This window comes from Candidatus Litorirhabdus singularis (assembly GCF_026262625.1).
GTDB lineage: Bacteria > Pseudomonadota > Gammaproteobacteria > Pseudomonadales > Halieaceae > Litorirhabdus > Litorirhabdus singularis.
In genome coordinates, this window is the sequence record NZ_SHNN01000005.1 from 45,320 (window position 1) to 64,073 (window position 18,754).

At 54.7% G+C, this 18,754-nt stretch carries 22 protein-coding genes and 1 riboswitch; of the genes, 12 read left to right on the forward strand and 10 right to left on the reverse strand.

What is annotated here, in order from left to right; translation table 11 throughout:
- The first annotated feature begins 4 nt into the window (after nucleotides 1-4).
- Both EYC98_RS19145 and EYC98_RS19150 read left to right on the forward strand, forming a co-directional pair.
- Nucleotides 5-388 carry a TraR/DksA family transcriptional regulator gene (locus tag EYC98_RS19145; protein WP_279247009.1) on the forward strand — a complete coding sequence of 128 codons (384 nt, stop codon included), beginning with the start codon at nucleotides 5-7 and terminating at the stop codon, nucleotides 386-388.
- Between the two features lie 96 nt (nucleotides 389-484).
- Entirely contained in the window at nucleotides 485-1,522 is a 1,038-nt protein-coding gene (locus tag EYC98_RS19150) for an OmpA family protein (RefSeq protein ID WP_279247010.1), read from the forward strand.
- Between the two features lie 56 nt (nucleotides 1,523-1,578).
- Here the strand turns inward: EYC98_RS19150 and EYC98_RS19155 are convergent, their stop codons facing one another.
- From EYC98_RS19155 to EYC98_RS19175, 5 genes are all read right to left on the reverse strand, one after another.
- A complete protein-coding gene (locus EYC98_RS19155; protein WP_279247011.1) occupies nucleotides 1,579-2,349 on the reverse strand; it encodes an amidohydrolase in 771 nt (256 codons plus the stop codon).
- Nucleotides 2,337-3,476, reverse strand: a complete 1,140-nt coding sequence (locus EYC98_RS19160; protein ID WP_279247012.1) for a methionine aminotransferase — start codon at nucleotides 3,474-3,476, stop codon at nucleotides 2,337-2,339. Before EYC98_RS19160 ends, EYC98_RS19155 begins: the two co-directional genes overlap by 13 nt.
- On the reverse strand, nucleotides 3,476-4,258 hold the full coding sequence (locus EYC98_RS19165; protein ID WP_279247013.1) for a DUF2889 domain-containing protein: 783 nt from the start codon (nucleotides 4,256-4,258) through the stop codon (nucleotides 3,476-3,478). The genes EYC98_RS19160 and EYC98_RS19165 overlap by 1 nt, the downstream gene beginning before the upstream one ends.
- A 129-nt stretch (nucleotides 4,259-4,387) precedes the next feature.
- The gene (locus EYC98_RS19170) at nucleotides 4,388-5,161 is read right to left on the reverse strand and encodes a queuosine precursor transporter (protein WP_320415566.1); all 774 of its coding nucleotides are present in this window, start codon (nucleotides 5,159-5,161) and stop codon (nucleotides 4,388-4,390) included.
- A gap of 2 nt (nucleotides 5,162-5,163) precedes the next feature.
- A complete protein-coding gene (locus EYC98_RS19175; protein WP_279247014.1) occupies nucleotides 5,164-5,865 on the reverse strand; it encodes an SDR family NAD(P)-dependent oxidoreductase in 702 nt (233 codons plus the stop codon).
- A 145-nt stretch (nucleotides 5,866-6,010) separates the two neighbouring features.
- Between EYC98_RS19175 and EYC98_RS19180 the strand changes: the two genes are divergently transcribed.
- The 7 genes from EYC98_RS19180 to EYC98_RS19210 all read left to right on the forward strand — a co-directional run bounded on the left by EYC98_RS19180 (nucleotide 6,011) and on the right by EYC98_RS19210 (nucleotide 11,960).
- A complete protein-coding gene (locus EYC98_RS19180) occupies nucleotides 6,011-6,499 on the forward strand; it encodes a 6-pyruvoyl trahydropterin synthase family protein (protein WP_279247015.1) in 489 nt (162 codons plus the stop codon).
- A 40-nt stretch (nucleotides 6,500-6,539) separates the two neighbouring features.
- Nucleotides 6,540-6,700, forward strand: a riboswitch (cobalamin riboswitch).
- A gap of 313 nt (nucleotides 6,701-7,013) precedes the next feature.
- Entirely contained in the window at nucleotides 7,014-7,163 is a 150-nt protein-coding gene (locus tag EYC98_RS19185) for a hypothetical protein (protein WP_279247016.1), read from the forward strand.
- 29 nt (nucleotides 7,164-7,192) lie between these two features.
- Nucleotides 7,193-7,816, forward strand: a complete 624-nt coding sequence (gene cobO / locus EYC98_RS19190) for a cob(I)yrinic acid a,c-diamide adenosyltransferase (RefSeq protein ID WP_279247017.1) — start codon at nucleotides 7,193-7,195, stop codon at nucleotides 7,814-7,816.
- Between the two features lie 22 nt (nucleotides 7,817-7,838).
- Nucleotides 7,839-9,281, forward strand: a complete 1,443-nt coding sequence (locus EYC98_RS19195) for a cobyric acid synthase (RefSeq protein WP_279247220.1) — start codon at nucleotides 7,839-7,841, stop codon at nucleotides 9,279-9,281.
- The gene (locus tag EYC98_RS19200; protein WP_279247018.1) at nucleotides 9,278-10,318 is read left to right on the forward strand and encodes a FecCD family ABC transporter permease; all 1,041 of its coding nucleotides are present in this window, start codon (nucleotides 9,278-9,280) and stop codon (nucleotides 10,316-10,318) included. Before EYC98_RS19195 ends, EYC98_RS19200 begins: the two co-directional genes overlap by 4 nt.
- Entirely contained in the window at nucleotides 10,318-11,094 is a 777-nt protein-coding gene (locus tag EYC98_RS19205) for a heme ABC transporter ATP-binding protein (RefSeq protein ID WP_279247019.1), read from the forward strand. Before EYC98_RS19200 ends, EYC98_RS19205 begins: the two co-directional genes overlap by 1 nt.
- The gene (locus tag EYC98_RS19210; RefSeq protein WP_279247020.1) at nucleotides 11,091-11,960 is read left to right on the forward strand and encodes a cobalamin-binding protein; all 870 of its coding nucleotides are present in this window, start codon (nucleotides 11,091-11,093) and stop codon (nucleotides 11,958-11,960) included. The genes EYC98_RS19205 and EYC98_RS19210 overlap by 4 nt, the downstream gene beginning before the upstream one ends.
- A gap of 3 nt (nucleotides 11,961-11,963) precedes the next feature.
- On the opposite strand, the gene EYC98_RS19215 is transcribed toward EYC98_RS19210, so the two are convergent.
- On the reverse strand, nucleotides 11,964-12,311 hold the full coding sequence (locus EYC98_RS19215) for a VanZ family protein (protein WP_279247021.1): 348 nt from the start codon (nucleotides 12,309-12,311) through the stop codon (nucleotides 11,964-11,966).
- Between the two features lie 129 nt (nucleotides 12,312-12,440).
- Between EYC98_RS19215 and EYC98_RS19220 the strand changes: the two genes are divergently transcribed.
- Together EYC98_RS19220 and EYC98_RS19225 are read left to right on the forward strand one after the other, a co-directional pair.
- On the forward strand, nucleotides 12,441-12,830 hold the full coding sequence (locus tag EYC98_RS19220) for a hypothetical protein (protein WP_279247022.1): 390 nt from the start codon (nucleotides 12,441-12,443) through the stop codon (nucleotides 12,828-12,830).
- A complete protein-coding gene (locus EYC98_RS19225; RefSeq protein ID WP_279247023.1) occupies nucleotides 12,827-13,444 on the forward strand; it encodes a class I SAM-dependent methyltransferase in 618 nt (205 codons plus the stop codon). Before EYC98_RS19220 ends, EYC98_RS19225 begins: the two co-directional genes overlap by 4 nt.
- 39 nt (nucleotides 13,445-13,483) lie before the next feature.
- Here the strand turns inward: EYC98_RS19225 and EYC98_RS19230 are convergent, their stop codons facing one another.
- Nucleotides 13,484-14,278: an enoyl-CoA hydratase/isomerase family protein gene (locus tag EYC98_RS19230; RefSeq protein ID WP_279247024.1), complete on the reverse strand. Its 795-nt coding sequence runs from the start codon at nucleotides 14,276-14,278 to the stop codon at nucleotides 13,484-13,486.
- Nucleotides 14,279-14,447: 169 nt separating this feature from the next.
- Here EYC98_RS19230 and EYC98_RS19235 point away from each other — a divergent pair, with 169 nt between their 5' ends.
- Nucleotides 14,448-15,764, forward strand: coding sequence for a DEAD/DEAH box helicase (locus EYC98_RS19235; RefSeq protein ID WP_279247025.1), 1,317 nt, complete (start codon nucleotides 14,448-14,450; stop codon nucleotides 15,762-15,764).
- A 76-nt stretch (nucleotides 15,765-15,840) separates the two neighbouring features.
- Here the strand turns inward: EYC98_RS19235 and EYC98_RS19240 are convergent, their stop codons facing one another.
- The 3 genes from EYC98_RS19240 to EYC98_RS19250 are packed head-to-tail and all read right to left on the reverse strand — an operon-like array spanning nucleotide 15,841 to nucleotide 18,633.
- The gene (locus EYC98_RS19240) at nucleotides 15,841-17,052 is read right to left on the reverse strand and encodes an aminotransferase class V-fold PLP-dependent enzyme (RefSeq protein ID WP_279247026.1); all 1,212 of its coding nucleotides are present in this window, start codon (nucleotides 17,050-17,052) and stop codon (nucleotides 15,841-15,843) included.
- Nucleotides 16,955-18,160, reverse strand: a complete 1,206-nt coding sequence (locus EYC98_RS19245; RefSeq protein ID WP_279247027.1) for a PrnB family protein — start codon at nucleotides 18,158-18,160, stop codon at nucleotides 16,955-16,957. Before EYC98_RS19245 ends, EYC98_RS19240 begins: the two co-directional genes overlap by 98 nt.
- The gene (locus tag EYC98_RS19250) at nucleotides 18,157-18,633 is read right to left on the reverse strand and encodes a MarR family winged helix-turn-helix transcriptional regulator (protein ID WP_279247028.1); all 477 of its coding nucleotides are present in this window, start codon (nucleotides 18,631-18,633) and stop codon (nucleotides 18,157-18,159) included. Before EYC98_RS19250 ends, EYC98_RS19245 begins: the two co-directional genes overlap by 4 nt.
- Nucleotides 18,634-18,754 lie beyond the last annotated feature (121 nt).

The window sequence follows — 18,754 nt, forward strand, 5'->3', positions numbered from 1 at the left end:
GACGATGGCAGTAGCCCCCGCAGAACCATTGTCCAGCGCGCAGATGCAGTTGCTGGAGCAGACATTACGGCGCATCCACAGAGAATTAATGGAACAACTGCAGGGTACGGACGCCGCTGCAGCGCCCGTGTCGCTTGATCAGCAGTCGGTAGGGCGGCTGTCGCGCATGGACGCGATTGCACAGCAACAGATGGCATTGGCCAATCAGGGACATGTGCGAGCTCACTTGAGCCGTGTGGAGCGGGCGCTGGCGGCACTGGCTGAGGGTGAGTATGGCTATTGTGACGATTGTGACCAGCCGATTGCCTGGGCTCGACTGCAAATTCGCCCTGATTCGCCCCTCTGTGTAGCCTGTCAGGAGCGCAATGAAACCGGCAATAGTTCATAGAACTGATAGTGAACGGCTGGTATGCTTGCCGCGAAATATTAAAGCTCCGTGAAATAGGGAGCTATGACCATTCCATCAACGCACAAGGATAATGACATGAACGTAAGATTAATCGCTGTTCTGGCGGCTGTATTAGGGGTTTTCTCCGGTATGGCACAGGCGGCCAACGAAGCTCCACTGACGATCACTTTGGGCGGCACTCAGCACTATTTTGATAGCAACCGTGACGTGGATAATGAAATCCTCCCTTCAGGTGCTCTTGAGTGGCGCTTGAGCGACGACTGGGCAGCTGAGTTTACCTACTCTGGTGGGGATAGTGAGTCTGCAATTGATGGCAGTGATGTCAATATCGATCAGTGGCATCTGGGCGGTGTTTACTACACGGAGCCGCAGGGCAACCTTTATCCTTACTTGGCACTGGGCGCTGGTGAACTGAGCCGTGGCTTTAAGACAGGCAAGGAGTCGGATATCCAGGCCAACCTTGGCGCCGGATTACGCTACTACTTCACCGATCACTGGAGCTGGCGTGCAGATGCGCGTTGGTTGCACTCGTTTGACGATAGCGACAACGACCTTGCACTGACGTTTGGTATTGCTTATAGCTTTGCGCCGCCTAAGGGCAAGCGTGCGGCGCCTGTAGTGGCTGCGGCAGCGGTTGTAGCGGCCCCGATTGACAGCGACGGCGACGGCGTATTCGACGATGATGACCTTTGCCCCGGCACTCCAGCCGGTGCAGAAGTAGACAGCCGCGGCTGTGAAGTTGTTCAGGAAGTGGTAGAGACCGCTTCGGTTGAATTGCAGGTTAACTTCGGTTTCAACTCTGATGAAGTGACTGAGCAGTATATGCAAGATCTTGGCGGCTTGGCCGAATTCTTGGGTCAGTTTGAAGAACTACAGCTGGAAATTGAAGGCCATACCGACAGCGTCGGTGATGCTGGTTATAACCAGGTACTGTCAGAGCGCCGTGCTAATGCCGTTAAAGCGGTACTGGCTAACAAGTTTGGCATTGCAGAAAGTCGTATGACTGCGATTGGATATGGTGAGGCTGAGCCGGTAGAGACTAACGATACCGAAGAAGGCCGCGCGGAAAACCGTCGCGTTATGGCTACATTGAGCGATACAGCAGGTAACTAAACCTACTGCGCTCTGAAAGGGCCGGCTCCGCTGAATGCGGAGCCGGTTTTTTTTTGCTACAACGAAAAGTTGTCTGCGTCCTCGTGACAGGGAAACTTGCTACGATAACGTTGCAGAGCAGAAGCGCTTAAGCGACTACTGAATAGCCCTTCTGCGTCTGCACAATCTACTAGCATTTCACCGTCGGCCGCCAGTATCAGGCTGTCACCACTATAAGCGATGGCGTTACCATCAGTGCCTATTCGATTGACCCCAATACAGTACGCCTGATTTTCTATGGCGCGCGCGATCAGCAATTGCCGCCAATGGTACTGACGTTTGGCAGGCCAGTTAGCAACGTATAGCAGCAGATCATAGTCACCGGTATTGCGGCTCCACACTGGAAATCGCAGGTCGTAGCAAATCATCGGACAAATACGCCAGTCGCGCCACTGCACCACCAGACGTGAGTCGCCAGCTGCATAATGCAGGTGCTCTCCTGACATCCGGAACAAGTGTTTTTTGTCATAGTGCTGAACGCGGCCATCGGGGGTGACAAACAGTAGTCGGTTGTATACCTGATCGTCACTGGCGACCGCCAGCGAGCCGGTGATGGCCAGATCATAACGCTCTGCCAATTGTTGCAGCCATGGCAGGGTAGCCCCGGCACTGGTCTCAGCATTCTCTTTAGAGCGCATCGAAAAACCGGTGGTGAACATTTCCGGAAGAATGAGTAAATCGGTATCAGCACTTAGCTGAGAAATCATTTCCTCGACATAGGCTCGATTGGCTGCCGGGGCCTCCCAGTGCAGTGGGCACTGCAGCAAACTGACGTTCAGATCTCGCATAGCAATTTTGCCGCCTGTGTCAGTGTTCCCGCTTGCTTGGCGAAGCAAAAGCGCAGGTAATATGCAGGCAGTGACTGCTCACAAAAAACCGATATCGGTATCGAGGCAATGCCCACATCTCGTGTCAGTCGGACTGCAATCTCCGTATCCAATTCATCTGAGATAGCTGAATAATCCAGTAGTTGGAAGTAGGTGCCGGGGCTGGGCACCAGGCTAAACCGAGATGGCTCAAGTTCGCGACAGAACTGGTCGCGCTTGGCCTGATAAAAATTTGCCAGCGTGCTTGGGTAGTCTGGTTCTGCCGCCATAAAATCTGCCAGCGCTTGCTGCACCGGTGTTACAGCGACAAACGTGACGAACTGATGCACTTTACGCAGCTCTGCCATCAGCGCGGGAGGCGCCACACAATAGCCGGTTTTCCAACCGGTAATATGAAACGTCTTGCCGAATGAAAATACCGCGATGCTGCGTTCTCGTAGCGCCGGATATTGCAGTACCGAGCGATGTTGATTGCCGTCGAAGACCAGGTGCTCGTAGACCTCGTCACTGAGTACAATGAGGTCATGCTGACAGGCCAACTGCTGCAGGTTTAGCAGATCTGCTTCAGCTAGCAGGGCGCCGCTGGGGTTGTGCGGAGAGTTTATAATGATCATACGGGTGCGAGCAGAAATAGTGCTGGCAACCTGGTCCCAGTCGATAGCAAAGCCCGGCAACTGCAGCGGCAGGTGCCTGGTGACTCCGCCGGCCAGCGTAATCGCAGGCTCGTAACTGTCATAGCACGGATCGAAAACGATGACTTCGTCGCCGCTATTGATAAAAGCCTGGATCGCGCAGAACAAAGCTTCGGTGGCGCCGGGGGTGACCGTGATTTCAGATTCGCAGTCGCAGCTGACTTGGTAAAAACGCTGTAGTTTGAGCGCAATTTGCTCCCTGAGGCTACCCAGGCCGATCATAGGCGCATACTGGTTGTTGCCGGTCATCACGGCATTGGCCAGGGCTTTGCGCAGGTTTAGTGGTCCGTCAAAATCAGGGAAACCCTGCGATAGGTTAAGCGCGTCGTTGTCAGCTGCCAGTTGTGACATAACGGTAAAAATGGTGGTGCCGACGGCGGGTAATTTGCTTTGCACTAGAGAAACTTTAGCAACTGTTCAGGCGTGTTACTGAAATCCCTGACCGAATCAGGCAGTCTTACCGCGCCCTCTACCACCCCCTTGGAATAGCTGTAGCAAACGCCCAGGCGCGCTTCGTCATGCAGGGCTGGCTCGCCGTCGATCTTGCTCAGATCATACATCCGTGCCAAGGCTACAAAAACACCCTTGGAAAGTGCAAAAGCGGCTTCTTGTTGCAGGCCGCTAAAGGTCTTATTGGCCCAGGCGGCAAAGCCATTAAGTACGGGTCGACCCGCTAACTCTGCAGGCTCAGCGATATGTATCCACTCCAGTTCCCAGCGATGTAACTTATCCCCGTTCAGTGCTATCTCGGCGACACTATGGCCAGCTTCACGCGGCATGTCTGAGACGGTAATGTCATATTCACGCAACCGACTCTCATGTCCCGCGTGCGCCATGGTAAGCAGCGCCAGGTCGTAAAGATGGGTGCAGTTCTGACGTGGAGGCACCCGAACGACGATCTCCGATGTTGGTGTTGCCAACGTTATGCCAATTAATTGCTGCAGCGGTTCTATGGCTCCCGGGCAGCTGCTCAATGGAATACGCAAAGTATCGGCTTCAACGCCAGTGACGACCTTGTCGTCATGGGTAATGCGGACTCTAAAGCCATGACAATCGTCTTCTAGCGAACCGCTAAGGGCGCCGGGCTGTTGCTCAAGCTGTATGCGGCGTCGATAACAGCCGTCGCCGTAACGAGGATTAGTAATGCGTTCTGACATGGCGGTAGAGAGATCATTCATGTGCGCCATTATAGACAACTTTGGCTTCGCGTCACCGGTGGGGTGGTCCTATGCTGATGTTGTGAGCCAGTTAGTCTGTCCCGCCATACCAGCGTTTGGTTGCTCAGAGCTGCTAATAGGAGCTGTTACTCAGGTGTTTAGAGGCGTGGGAACCGCCAACTCACCCTCCTGCAGATGCATGTATTTGCGCAGTTGGTAAACAGCGAGATACAACGGACCGGTGTCCAGGGCCGCGATGATAAACTTAAAGGCGTAGTTACTAAACATAAGCACGATCAGCGCACGAACCGTAAAGTCGCCGGCTAGGAAGGCAGCACCAAAAGTCACCAGAACTACCATAAAGGAGTCCACCAGCTGACTGAGCATAGTGCTGAAATTGTTGCGAATCCACAGGTGTTTGCCCTTGGTGACCCGCTTCCAGAAGTGAAACAGCTGCACATCACAATACTGCGCCGCAATATACGCCATCATAGAGGCAAATACGGCTCCCGTAGTAGTGGCATAAATCAGCTCATAGAGCTCGACGCTGCCAGAGACCGAGCTGCCGTTGGGCAGGCTGACCGACTCAGCCAGCTGCAGTACCTGCCATGGTGGCATGGCATCTGGCGAGACCGCGGGTATGAGTTGTCCGAGATAAAGCACGCCGAGGATAAAGAAGTTAAGGCCCAGGCCAAGGGTAACCATGAAGTTGGCTCTGGCTTTACCGTAAAGTTCGCAGATTAGATCGGTACATAGAAACGTCAACGGGTAGGGCAGAACACCAATCGCTAAAGACAACGGTCCGAGCTGAATAAAGCGCGTGATGCCAAGTATATTGAGCATAGTCATGGCGCAGATAAAAATACCCGCGAGCACTAGAAATACACGCTCTCTGCGTTCTTGTATCTGTCCCGTACTGATCACTCTCAGGCCTCCTTCTGGCCCAAATTGGCGTGCAGTATGGCGCCATTGATAACCGGGTTGTGATGAGCGTAATCGATTAAGCCGGCAATTTCGGCAGGATCGATCAGGCGCTCAAAACTGTTCATGGCGCCGATAGTTTTGATCAGCTCGGCATCATTGCCCAGATGGGTGCGCAGCATTTCTGTGTCGGTAAAACCTGGGCAGATGCAGGCGGTATGAATGCCGCTACCCATCAGATCCTGACAAGTTGCGCGCATCATGCCAATTAGCGCATGTTTGGATATCACATAGCTAAATGACCCGGGCACTGCTTTTTCCGACAGCGTAGAGCCGATGTACAAAATACTGGAGCCTGCAGCCATCATCGGCAGTAAGCCCTGATTGAGGCTATTGGCTGCGATCAGATTGGTCTGCATGACTTCGCTGAGACTGTCACTGCTGCAATCGTCGGCGCTGTCCTTGCGCATCTGGCAGGCGTTGTGGATCAGAGCCAAATGAGTTGGCGTCACCAAAGCTTGCTTAATAGTGGCCACTGCCGTGGCTATGGACTCTTCACTGGCGAGGTCACAGTGGATATTTTCTACGCCCTCTATAGCGCAGCTGCGCCGCGAAAGATTGAATACATGGTAGCCCGCTGCAAGGAAGCTACTGGCGGTGGATTCACCGATGCCGACACTGGCGCCGGTAATGACTGCTGCTTTCATAGCCGTTAAGTCCCGAAAAATTTAGCGCAAACGATATCATGATTTTTGACCACAGTGCTTGTGCGCTGGACAGCAAAGTAAAACTTATCCACAATCGTTGCGCATTGATATACCGCCCATTTGCCTTATCAGGAGCCATTCGTTAATGGAAAAGCTGACCACTATTCTCATCGACAAGGAGAGTCACAAGTTTTCTGCAGCTCACTTCACCATATTTTCGGCTACCGACCGTGAGCGCCTGCACGGGCACAATTTCTCGGTTTCAGCGCGCATTGTGGCGCCGGTGGACGACAATGGCCTGACCGGTGATTATGCGGTTTACAAACGTAAATTGAAGCAAATTTGCGACGCTATTGATGAGTACACCTTGATTCCTTCACAGTCTCTGTATCTGCAGATCAGTGAGCAGGATGAATATTATCGTGTCACTCATGACACTGACACGATGCTGTTTCTAAAAAGCGATACTCAACTCTTGCCTGTGCGTAATACCACCGTTGAGGATCTGTCGTCCTATCTGCTGGACACACTCGTGGAAGACAAAGCGTTTCTGAACGATCAGGATATTAGAGAGCTGGAGGTCATGGTGGCTTCCGGACCGGGGCAAACCGGTGCCAGCCTTTGGCAGCGCTGATTGCAGGCTGCTTTCCGTTGACTTTCCCCCAGACATCCACTAAGTTCGCTGCCATTCAGGTGCCCGACAGCTATGACGTCAGTCTTGGCGGGTCGGGTTAAAAGGGAAGTGTGGTATGCCTCTGGCACATCCACCGCTGCCCCCGCAACGGTATTCAGCAACTGCTGAGAGCCCGATATCTGCCTGATAGTAAGCAACTGTGAAGCGGAGGGCTTCATTGAAGGTTGCCCAATATCTCAGCATATTGCGTTCCCTGATTACCCTCCCTTGGTTGCCATTTTTGGCTAACAAGGATTCAGTATGAAAAATTTTTATCAGTTGTCAGCACTTGGCTGGCCTGTGCTTCAGTTCCCGCCACTTACGCGAACGAAAAAATGGAAGAGATCCTAGCCACCTCTTCGCTTATCGAAATGCCACTGCGGCAGATTGGCACGTCAGTGTCGGTGATTAATCAGGAAACTATCCAGCATATGGCTTCAATTCACCATTCGAGGTATCGCGCATTGAGCTCTCGGTGGCTGTTGGAAGATCGTCTGGTCCTGGGATTAAGGGCTTACAGGTTTGTGGTCGGGTAGAGAATTTACTCGACGAGGACTATGAAGAGGTACCAACCTACAATACCACTGGTACCGCCGGCTATGCCGGAGTACGTTGGTCTTTCTAGACGTTGGTAAAGAGAATTGAGAGGGTTATATGAGCACCACAGACGACAAGCAAACCAGGAAGAACGCCAAACATAAGGCTTCGATGGAGAAGCAAAAGTCTAATGTAGATGCGCGCATAGAAGAGGCGAGTATTGAACGTGGTGTGGCCATACTGCTCACCGGCAACGGCAAAGGTAAGTCCAGCTCCGCGTTTGGAATGGTGATGCGGGCGCTGGGCTATGGCCAAAAAGTCGGTGTGGTGCAGTTCATCAAAGGCCAGCAGCTGTCCGGGGAAGAAATTTATGTGCGCGAGCAATGTCCGCAGGTGACTTTCTACCAGATGGGCACCGGCTTCACCTGGGACACCCAGGATCGCAGCGGTGATATTGAGGCCGCAGTGCGAACCTGGGCAGTTGCCCGACCCATGCTCGAGGACCCCAGTTTCGATCTGGTGGTGCTGGATGAGCTGACCTATATGCTGGCCTACAAGTATCTACCCGAAGACGAGGTCATTGCCGCGCTCGCTAATCGCCCACCCGAGCAAAGCGTGGTGGTGACCGGGCGTGGGGGTGGTGCAGCGCTGCAAGAAATCATGGATACGGTTTCTGAGGTCAAGGACGTGAAGCACGCGTTCAACGCGGGTATTAAGGCGCGTCAGGGTGTCGACTTTTAGCAGCGATGCTCCGCTCGCGCTGATGGTCCAGGGGACCACCTCGGACGCGGGCAAGAGCATACTGGTAACGGGCTTGTGTCGCGCGTTGGCCCGTAAGGGCGCAAAAGTCGCTCCTTTCAAACCGCAAAATATGGCGCTTAATAGCGCCGTTACTGCAGACGGTGGTGAAATTGGTCGTGCGCAGGCGCTGCAAGCGCTGGCTGCTAACGTCACTGCGCATACGGATATGAATCCGATTCTGCTAAAACCGTCCAGTGATACTGCAGCGCAGATCGTCATACAGGGACAGGTCGCCAGGCATATGGATGCGCGTGACTATCATCAGTATAAAACCACAGCGATGGCGGCGGTGATGGAATCATGGCAGCGTTTGCTAAAGCAGTATCAAGTACTGGTGGTGGAGGGTGCGGGCAGCCCCGCAGAGATTAATCTTCGCGACCGCGATATCGCCAATATGGGTTTTGCCGAGGCTGCCGATATCCCCGTGATTATTGTTGCCGATATTGATCGCGGCGGTGTGTTTGCGCACCTGATCGGTACGCTGGACCTGCTCTCCGCGAGCGAACAGGCTCGTGTGGTGGGGTTTGTCATCAACAAGTTTCGCGGTGATATCAGCCTGCTGGAGCCGGGGCTGGAGTGGCTGGAGCAACGCACTGGCAAGCCGGTGTTGGGTGTATTGCCATACCTGACCGACCTGCGGCTCGATGCCGAGGATGCGGTTGACATACAACAGGTGAGCGCGGGACCGGAGAGTCTGCGGGTAGCCGTACCGGTGTTTCCGCGACTGTCCAATCATACGGATTTTGACGCCTTGCGTGATCATCCCCAGGTAGACCTGACTTATGTCGGTCCGGGGCAGGCGCTCACTGGTGCCGATCTGATCGTGTTACCCGGCAGTAAAAATGTGCGCGCCGATCTGGATTTTACGCGGCAGCAGGGCTGGGACACCGATGTGTTGCGACATCTGCGTTACGGCGGCAAGGTACTGGGTATCTGCGGTGGTTTCCAGATGCTGGGTGAGCAACTGCATGATCCGCAGGCTGTTGAGGGGCCGCCCGGATCCAGCGTCGGGCTTGGCTTGTTGCCGGTGGTTACACAGCTACAGGCCGATAAGCAGTTACGTCAGACTAGCGGCACCTTGTGGTTGAATGGCGGGACCGTCAGCGGCTACGAAATACACTGCGGGATCAGCACCACACGGGGTGCTGGCGTCGCCTTTGCCCAGCTGGAAGGGGCCAGGTCAGATGGTTGGGTCGCGGCGGATGGCAACGTAGCCGGTACCTATTTGCACGCTGTCTTCGATACTCCGCAAGCTTGCGCTGCATTGCTGGAGTGGGCGGGGTTGACGTCAGTGCAGTCCTTTGACCGTAATGCTCGACGTGAACAGGACATGGAACGACTGGCTGATTGCTTTGAACAGCACCTGGATCTGGCAGCGCTGTTTCCGCGGTGGTTTGCCGCATGACGGATGTAACGAGTGATCGGCGCGCGCGACAGGTTATGCCAGTGTTGTTACTGGCGCTGCCAGTGGCTTTGTTGCTGGGCCTGGCCAATGGCGCGGCGCCACTGTCGACGCTAGAGGCTCTGCAAGGCCTGTGGCAGTTCGTTAATGGCGATGTAAGCAGTCAGGCCGCTGTCATAGTAGGGCAGATTCGCCTGCCACGAATACTGCTGGCAGCCGTCGTGGGTGCTATTTTGGCCTGCAGCGGCGCTGCCATGCAGGGGCTGTTTCGCAACCCGCTTGCGGATCCGTCATTGATTGGTGTGACCGCCGGTGCTTCTCTGGGGGCGAGCATTATGATTGTGCTGGGAGGCAGCGCCTTGGTGGGTTACGTCGGCCTGACGCTGGTGTCTTTTGGGGCCTTTATTGGAGGACTGTTAGCCGTGTTGCTGGTTTATCGATTGGCAACCTCGGTTCAGGGTACATCGGTAGCGACGATGCTGTTGGCCGGGATCGCCATTACCGCGCTGGCCGGCAGTGTAGGCAGTCTGCTCGAATTTTATGCTGACAACGATATGCTGCGGCGCATCAGCCTCTGGCGTATGGGTGGCCTGGATGGCGCCGACTATCCCCGGTTGCTGATCGGCTCTGTGGTGGGAATAGCTCTGCTGCTTGCCTTGCCGCGGTTTGCCGTGGCACTCAACGCCATGCTGCTGGGCGAGTCTGAGGCGAGGCATCTGGGCATCAATGTGGCGCGGGTCAAGCGGGTCTTGATAGTGACTGTCGCCATTAGTGTCGGCACGGCTGTGGCTCTGGCGGGGACTATTGCCTTCGTCGGTTTGATCGTACCTCATATAGTGAGGATGTTGACGGGTCCGGATCACCGGCGCTTGTTGCCGGCGTCGGCGCTAGCCGGAGCTCTTTTACTGGTGGTGGCTGACACTTTTTCACGTTTGGTTTTGGCGCCTACCGAGTTGCCGGTGGGTATTGTCACCGCGCTGATCGGGGTGCCCTTTTTTATCTCGCTACTTCGACGCCGTCATCAGTACGGGATGCTGTAATGACTATTCTCGAACTGGCCAAGGTTGATGCAAACCCCTGGGGCGATTTTCATTTACGTGGTGTTGATTTTTGCCTCAGCGCCGGCGCGGTGACGGGTATCATTGGTCCCAACGGTGCCGGCAAAACCAGCTTACTCCAGCTCCTGGCAGGCGATGTGGAACCGAGTCGAGGTGACTGCAGATTGCTGGGTACTCCCATGTCGCAATGGGATATGACTGAGCGCGCCAGAATGATGGCGGTGCTGCCACAGCTATCCCTGCTCAACTTCCCCTATAGCGTAGAGGAAGTCATTCTGCTGGGCCGCACGCCCCACGGTACTGGCGCTGCGATGGATCGTCGGATACTTCAGGAAGTGATGCAGGCCACGGATACGACGCGCCTGCGGCAACGCTTTTACACGCAACTTTCAGGCGGTGAAAAACAGCGCGTGCAGTTGGCGCGGGTGTTTGCGCAGATTTGGCAGAATGAAGGCACACCGCGAGTTCTGCTGCTGGATGAGCCGACAACGGCACTTGATTTGGCGCACCAGCAGTTGATCATGGCGTCGCTCAGCTTACTGGCAGCTAATGACTGCGCTGTTGTAATGGTAGCCCATGACTTCAATCTGGTAGCGGGTGTGGCGGACCAAGTAGTAGCGGTGGCGGAGGGGCAGGTGGTTGCTCAGGGCACCCCGGCAGAAGTGTTGACCGCTCAGCTGTTTGCCACGGTGTTCGGCGCGCAGGTTACTATTGGAGCGCATCCAGTATCGGGAGCGCCGCTGGTGATACAGCTATGAGAAGTCTTTTGCTGGGTGTACTGCTTCTGTCTGCGGCGGCTGCCGCCAGTGCGGAGGTGACGGTGATTGATTTTCATCAGCGCGAGGTGACGCTTGAACAGCCGGCTCAGCGCATTATAGCGCTGGCACCGCATATCGTAGAGAACGTTTTCAGCGCCGGCGCTGGCGCTAAGCTGGTGGGTGTTGCGAGCTATAGTAATTACCCGCAGGGCGCTGACCAGATACCGGTGGTGGGTGATTATCAGGCCTGGAGTCTGGAGGCGATTGTCGCACTGCGGCCCGATCTTATTCTCATGTGGGCGTCCGGCAATGGATTGCAAAAGCTGGAATCGCTGACGCGACTGGGTATACCGGTTTATGTCAGTGAGCTGCGCGAGTTGTCTGATATTCCGGCGAGCATACGCAGTATCGGTAAACTGGCAGGGACGATCCCTGTCAGTGCAGCTGAAGCTGACCGGTTGGAGCGCGAGATCGTCCGACTGGGCGAGCAGTATCGCCAGCGGCCTACTGTTGAAGTATTTTACCAGGTCTGGAATGCGCCGTTACAGACCATCAACGGCGAGCATATGATTAGCCGCGTGCTGGAGCTGTGCGGGGCGCATAACGCGTTTGCCGATGCTGTATCTTTGGCGCCGAAAATTAATGTGGAATCGGTTCTGCACCGCAACCCTGACGCCATTGTGGCCAGTGGTATGGGGGCTGCACGACCCGAATGGTTGGACGAATGGAGTGGATATCCTGCTTTGCGTGCGGTCCAGCGTGAATCATTGTTCTGGGTCGACCCGGACTATTTACAGCGACCCACGGCGCGTATGTTCATTGGTGCTGCGCGGCTGTGCCGACAGCTCGATAGCTCGCGTCAATAGCCGCTAAAGTGGTTTCTGGCGCAGCTCGCTTGAAAGCCTCAGGCCCAGAACCGCCCCGAAAGCAATGCCCAGGCAGTTCGCCAGCAGGTCAGCACCTGACATATGACGGCCATAGCTAAAATGCTGGAGCACTTCCAGCAGTCCGCTGTAACCGCCGATTAGCAGCAGCAGGTAACCATAGCCACGTTTGCTGCTGATGCAGGCACTAGCCAGCATGGCGAAGATGGCATAGATCGTGAAATGCATGGATTTGTCCCACAGCGGTATCCCTGGCCCTCCGCCCGGTGTGAGTGACAAAGCGGCAACCAACAGGCTATAGCCGCCCAGGACGATAAAGCTCAGTAATCTCATGTCGTGGTCCTGTCCGTCGCAGGCCAGGTGCCCGGCGTGCAAGTGTTAAAAAATTGATGCCGCACATTAAGCGAATTTGCCCAAGTCTGCCATACTTCTGGTTGATTCTGGCTTTCGTGGGGATGCGCAATGGATAACCGGCTCTACTTTGTACTGGGAGATTTATTTTCTATTATCGTGATCGGGGGATTTATCGGCCTCTTGTCGGTAGCCATTGTTGGCACTGACTGGAACATGTGGGTGGCAATGATTGTGATGATGGTAGTCGGCATGGCGCTGGCCTTGCCGGCGGCCTTTTTGTTTGGCTACTGGTTTGGGGCGATGGAAATTATGGTGCCGGCAATGCAGGCTGGTATGTGGAGCGGCATGGTGGTGGGTATGTGGCATCCTATGTCAGCACTGTCGCTGTCGCAGGGGGCGTTGCTGGGAGCGGTGGTGGGCCTGGTGGTACTGAATATTATCTGGGCGCTGAATGTGGCGCTGCGTGGCACTCGACACTTTGCAGGAGGTGCGTTATGACCGATCTGGTTACACAGGATAAGTGGGACAAACTGGCCGCTAATTTTGATGTTATGGCGGGCAACGGCGCTGAAAAACGCTGGCTGCCCAAAAAACGTGAGCTGTTTAGCCATATGCAGGGAAAGGTGCTTTTTTTGGCACTGGGTACCGGTTTGGATATTGTGGCATTCCCGCCGGGCCAGGACATTACCGCGATCGATATCAGTCCCAAAATGGTTGAACAGGCGGAGTCGCGAGTGGCAGCTTACGATGGCACTATTGATGCTCGGGTGATGGATGTGCATGAGCTGGATTTTCCCGACGGACATTTTGACCAGGTGTTTACCTCCTGTACATTTTGTTCGGTACCCGATCCGATAGCTGGCCTGCGCTCACTGCAGCGGGTGCTCAAGCCCGGTGGCGAGCTATATATGTTTGAGCATACCGGTAGTCGCGTTTTCCCATTCAACATGATGATGAAGCTGATGAGCCAGCTGACGGAGCGGGTTGGACCTTCTATGTCGCGTCAGACCGTTGCCAATGTGCATGAAGCCGGTTACGAGTTACTGGAGGTTGAGAACCTGTTTCTGGACGTGGTTAAAATCATTAAGGCGAGAGTGCCTGCCCACCACTGAAAGTGGTTTCAGTGACGGGCACTGCAGCTTGGCTAGCGGCTAATTACCGCCGAATTCAGGCCGGCGCTTTTCGACGAAGGCGCTGACACCTTCTTTGAAGTCATTTGATTTGAATAGATTGAGTACTGACATCAGTACGTGATGTGAGTGACTTTCAAAGTCCTGCGTTAACCCATGCCGGAACAGCCGCTTCATCTCGGAGATCGCCAAGGGGGCGTTGGAGGCAATTTTTGCCGCCCAGGCATCTACCGTTTCTTGCAATTTGTCCGCCGCTACGACTTTGTTGACCAGGCCAAATTCCAGTGACTGCTCTGAGCTTAGGACGTCGCCAAGCATGGTCACTTCGCAGGCCTTAGCCCAGCCTATCAGGCGTGGCAGATACCAAGTGCCGCCGCTCTCGGGCACCACGCCCATTTTGGCGAAGCCAGGCATGATCACGGCAGTATCAGCCATCACCCGCATGTCACAGCCCAGAGCAAGGTCCAGACCATAGCCTGCGGCGGGCCCGTTGAGGGCGGCTATGACCGGCGTATCCAAACGCTGCAGTGTGACTGTACACAGATCGCGGGTGGAAAAATGCGCTGCACCGTTGCCACCAGACAGGGCGCCCCCGATACCTTTGCCTGAAGCCGCTTGTTTCAGATCTAGTCCGGCACAAAAGGCACGGCCTTCACCGGTCAGTACGATGACCCTGATGTCGCCATCATCGTCTGCCTCGCGCAGCGCTTCGTTGAGCTCGGTGAGCATACGCGGAGTGATAGAGTTCATCGCGTCGGGGCGGTTAAGGATGATGCGGCGGGTGGTGCCGTCGGTTTCTGTACGTAAATCGCTCATGGCTGGGCTCCTGTGCTAGCCGGGTTATAGATTATTCTGTTGCACAGTGTACTTGGCATCTGCATAAAGTCACCCGTTGGCTATGCGTACAAGCTTTGCTTGGAGCGTGGTGCCGCCGTCTGTTACCCTGCGGCATCTTCAAACACTGGCGTAAGCCGCAGGCGCACCGATGCAATTTGAGCAGACCACGCTGAGCAAGCCACTATTGCGTGCCGTTGCGGCCCTGGATTATCACGAGTTGACGCCGGTGCAGGAACGCTGCATCCCCGAAATTCTGGCGGAACGTGACCTTCTCGTATCGGCGCGCACCGGCACTGGCAAGACCGCGGCATTTCTATTGCCGTTGCTGGAGCGGATGCTGGCGAAGCCCGCGCCCAAGAGTGGCACCCGCGGTTTGATTCTAGTGCCGACGCGGGAATTGGCGTTGCAGATCCAAAAAGTATTTGAAGGCTTGGCCAAATACACACCGCTTAAATGTGGACGTATCATCGGCGGTGAGGCCTTCAAGCATCAGGTGGCAAGCCTGCGACGTAATCCGGAGTTTTTGGTGGCGACGCCCGGTCGGTTGGTTGAGCATATTGAAAGAGGCACGCCGGATTTCCGTGACCTGGAATATCTGGTGTTGGACGAAGCAGATCGCATGCTCGACATGGGCTTTGCGATCGATATGCATACTATTGCCAGCAGCTGTAATAGCGAGCGACAGACGCTATTGTTTTCGGCAACACTCAAGCACCGTGGTCTGGCTGGCGTCAAAGACTTAATGCGTGAGCCCGTATCGATTCATATGGCGGCTAAAGAGGACAAGCTCAGTATCACCCAGCAGGCAGTGCTGGCTGATGACGTTAAGCATAAGCAGCAGTTGGTATTGGCGTTACTGGAAGAGCAGCAAGCACAGCGAGTGTTTGTGTTCTGTAACACCCGGGAGCAAACGCGGCAGCTGGGCAATGTGCTTAAGTATCACAAGTTAAACGTTGATGCGATTCACGGCGAGATACCGCAGAGCGAGCGCAAGCAGGTGATGAACCGTTTTCGGCAGGGCCAGCTGCAGGTGCTTGTTGCCACCGATGTTGCAGCGCGTGGATTGGACGTGGATAGCGTCGACCTGGTGATTAACTTCGATGTGGCGCAAAGTGGCGACGACCATTTGCATCGTATTGGGCGTACCGGGCGGGCGGGCCAAAGCGGTTTGGCGGTGACATTGGTGTCTGCTAGCGAATGGGACCGCATGTCCAGTATTGAGCGCTACCTGAAATTGCGGTTTGAGCGGAGAGTGCTGGAGGGGTTTAAGGCTACTTATAAAGGCCCGCGTAAACTGAAGAAATCAGGCAAAGCCGCCGGGCCCAAGAAGAAAAAGGCTGGCTCTGCCAAGCCACGCGGTAAATCCGCCAGCACCGCTTCCAAGCCGCCTGTGCCTGTAAAGCGTGGCGGCGACAAGGCTACTAAAGGTAATGATGGCTTTGGCGTGGTGAAGAAACGCAAATAGCCATTGCTTACAGTAACGCTTGATTAGCTCAAGATGCTTAGTGATGGTCCCGCAAATAGTGCGCTTTTGCCGCCGTTTAGACATTCAGGCAAGCGATGACCTCATCGATTTCTTCGGTGGTGTTGTAAACGTGCGGCGATAACCGCAGACCGGTAGGTCTTGCGTCAAACTGTATCTTTTCCTGTGCCAGTTTTTCCATCACTGAGGACTGCTGTCCGGCGAAGTTCAATACCAGGGTGCCGCCACGGTTCTGGGTATCCTGAGGGGTTATTACGACAGACTCAGGTAAATGGTTGATGATGCGCTGATTCAGTATCTGATTGTGGGCGTGGATGGCCTCAGGGCCGATTTCGTCAATGATCTTGATGCTGTTGGCAGCCACCAGGTAGGGCAAGACCGAAGGTGTGCCGCCCCAAAACCGCAGCACGCCGTCAGCGTAGCGAAAATGGTGAATATCGAACTCAAACGGGTCCTCATGCGAGAACCAACCCACGTCTACTGGTTGGCATTGTGTCACCAATGCCGGATTGGCCCAGAGAAAACCGGCACCAGGGCCTCCGCACAACCATTTCACGGCCGAGCCTAAAACAAAATCCGCTTGCCAGTCGTTGACGTCGATGGGTACGACGCCTGCAGACTGGGCGATATCTACTATGCTGACAATGTCTGACTGCCTGGCCAGTGCGCAAATACCGGCAACATCTACTCGCATACTGGTACTGGAGTGCACGTGGGTGATCAATGCACAAACACAATCGTTGCCCAGATGGTCCTGCCAGGTCTGCAGGTCCAGCGGGTCGTGGTCGGCCGTTATACAGCGCAGTTTAAAGCCGTCCCGCTGCGCCTTTTGCAGCACAAAGCCAATAGAGGGGAAATCCTGCTCGCTATACACGATGACATCGCGTCCAGGTGTTCGTGGTAGCGCAGGTAACAGCTTTGACAGGGCGCTTGACAGATTGGTCTGTGGGCAGACATCTTGCCAGTCAACTTTCAGCAAGCCGGCGATATTGCGGCGAAACTCTTCGACGTGGCTTAGCCATGTTGGCCAAAGTTCGGTACCCAGTTGCTGCCAGGGCGTTAGATAATGGTCCTGGATAATCTGTGCGGTATTTTTTGGGCAGCGTCCAACCGAGTGATTGAGCATGTAAATGCCTGCCTCGAATGGCTCGAATAAATCACTGGCAAGGGACTCAGGCAAGACTGTCTCGCAGTCGATCGTAGTCTGCATAACGACTGGGGATATCATCGCGTCGCTGGCAGTCAGCGCGAGCCGCAGTACGCAGGTCACGCAGCTTCTCCAGTGCGGAGATCAGTACCGGTAAGGGAGGACCGCTGGCAGTGATATTCTTGAGTCGCGAATCGGGCAATGCGTTGGAAGGTTGCTGGATAAATTTGCCTACCAGCTGATCATGGTGTTGGGACGCTGTTTCACCATGAGCCTCGCAGACTTGCAGAAACAAAGCTACATTGCGTTGATACCACTCAGAGGCGTGCTGGTCAGAGCTTATCTGCAAGATGTTGTCGAGCAGACTTCGTTGGCGCATGACCTCACGCAGGCGCTGCTGGTCTCCAGGCATCATATACAGCACTTTATCCACCAGCAACTGAGAGTAGGAGACATTATTTGCGTCGCACAGCCCCAGCAGCATATCCAGTTCATTGATGCCGGCGAAGTCTCCGGCGTTGGCGCCACGGTACTCGTTCAAGCCAACTCTATAAGGTTTATAGTAAGGTCTGACGCAGTAAAAGAAGCGTTCTGTATCCAGGTAGTCGAAGAGATCGGCGTTGATCTTTACCACATCTTCCAAAGCGATTTTGGCGTCCATCAACAGGTGGTAACTTACTGGGTGGGAGATACCCAGAGGTAGAATGCGTACCAGCGCGTCGGCAGCGCGTTTAAAAGCGAACACGCCGCGGGTGTTGTACTCGATAAACAACGACTCGTCCTGTAGCGAGGTAAACGATTTGTACTGTCCCTGTAGTGCCTGATTGTGAGTGGTTAGATGGCTGGTAGCAAAACGCGGCGTGACTCCCAGAGATGATCCCAAATGCATGGCGAGCGCTGAGGCTTCCAGCAGCGGTGAGCTGCGCTCGCGGGAGGGCTCAGTGATATCATGACGGCGGCAAGCAGCCATATACAGCCCGACGTTTCCTAGCAGATCAAATGCCTGATCAAAGCCTTCATCAGTATTACCTTCCGCCAACAGCGCGCTAATAAACGTGCGGCCTTGTTCCACTAATGGTGTTTTGAGATCTGCGCCGATGTTCTCCACAGCGCTCTTGTCTTCCTGTTGGAAGTATAGCTCTTCCAACTCCGTGTTCATCGCCACAAAGTCACTGCGAATCCAGCGGTCGAAGGCGGCGACCTGCGGGTTATGGTTGTTTAGTTCCGTCATGAGGAAACCTCTACTTGCGAACCCGCTAACAGCGCCTGCTGAAATTCTTTCAATAGGGTCAAAAACTGATCTCTTTTCTGCTTGCCCATGGCAGCAGTTACTTGCGTTTCCAGTTTCCGCGCGTCTTGCTCAAGCTTTTCTACCAGTTCGACGCCGCTGCTGGTCAAACAAATTGCGTGCGCCCGACGATCGCCTGGAAATGGCTGCCTTTGTACCCAGCCTTGACGCTCACAATGATCCATAATCGGCACCATAGTGGAGCGATCAAGCTGTACCGAGCGAGCCAAGCTGGCCTGCTTTTGTCCCGGGTTATTGCGTATCAGAGTCAGAATCATGAACAAACCCGGTGAGACTTGAGTGTGGCTGATAGTGCTGAAGGCCTTTTCGGCCAGAATCTGGCCCATACGTAATTCAATGGTCAGCATATCCGGTAGATTGCCCAGCTCCAGACCGAAAGCATCTGTCGTTCCCATGCTGCCTCACTATAGTTAATGGTGGATATCAAACAAGTGGGCATCCTACTATGTGCTGACGGAGCAGGCAATCTAATTTAGGCGAATTGACCATGGCCAGCCTGGCCTAGCTCCAGTAGCG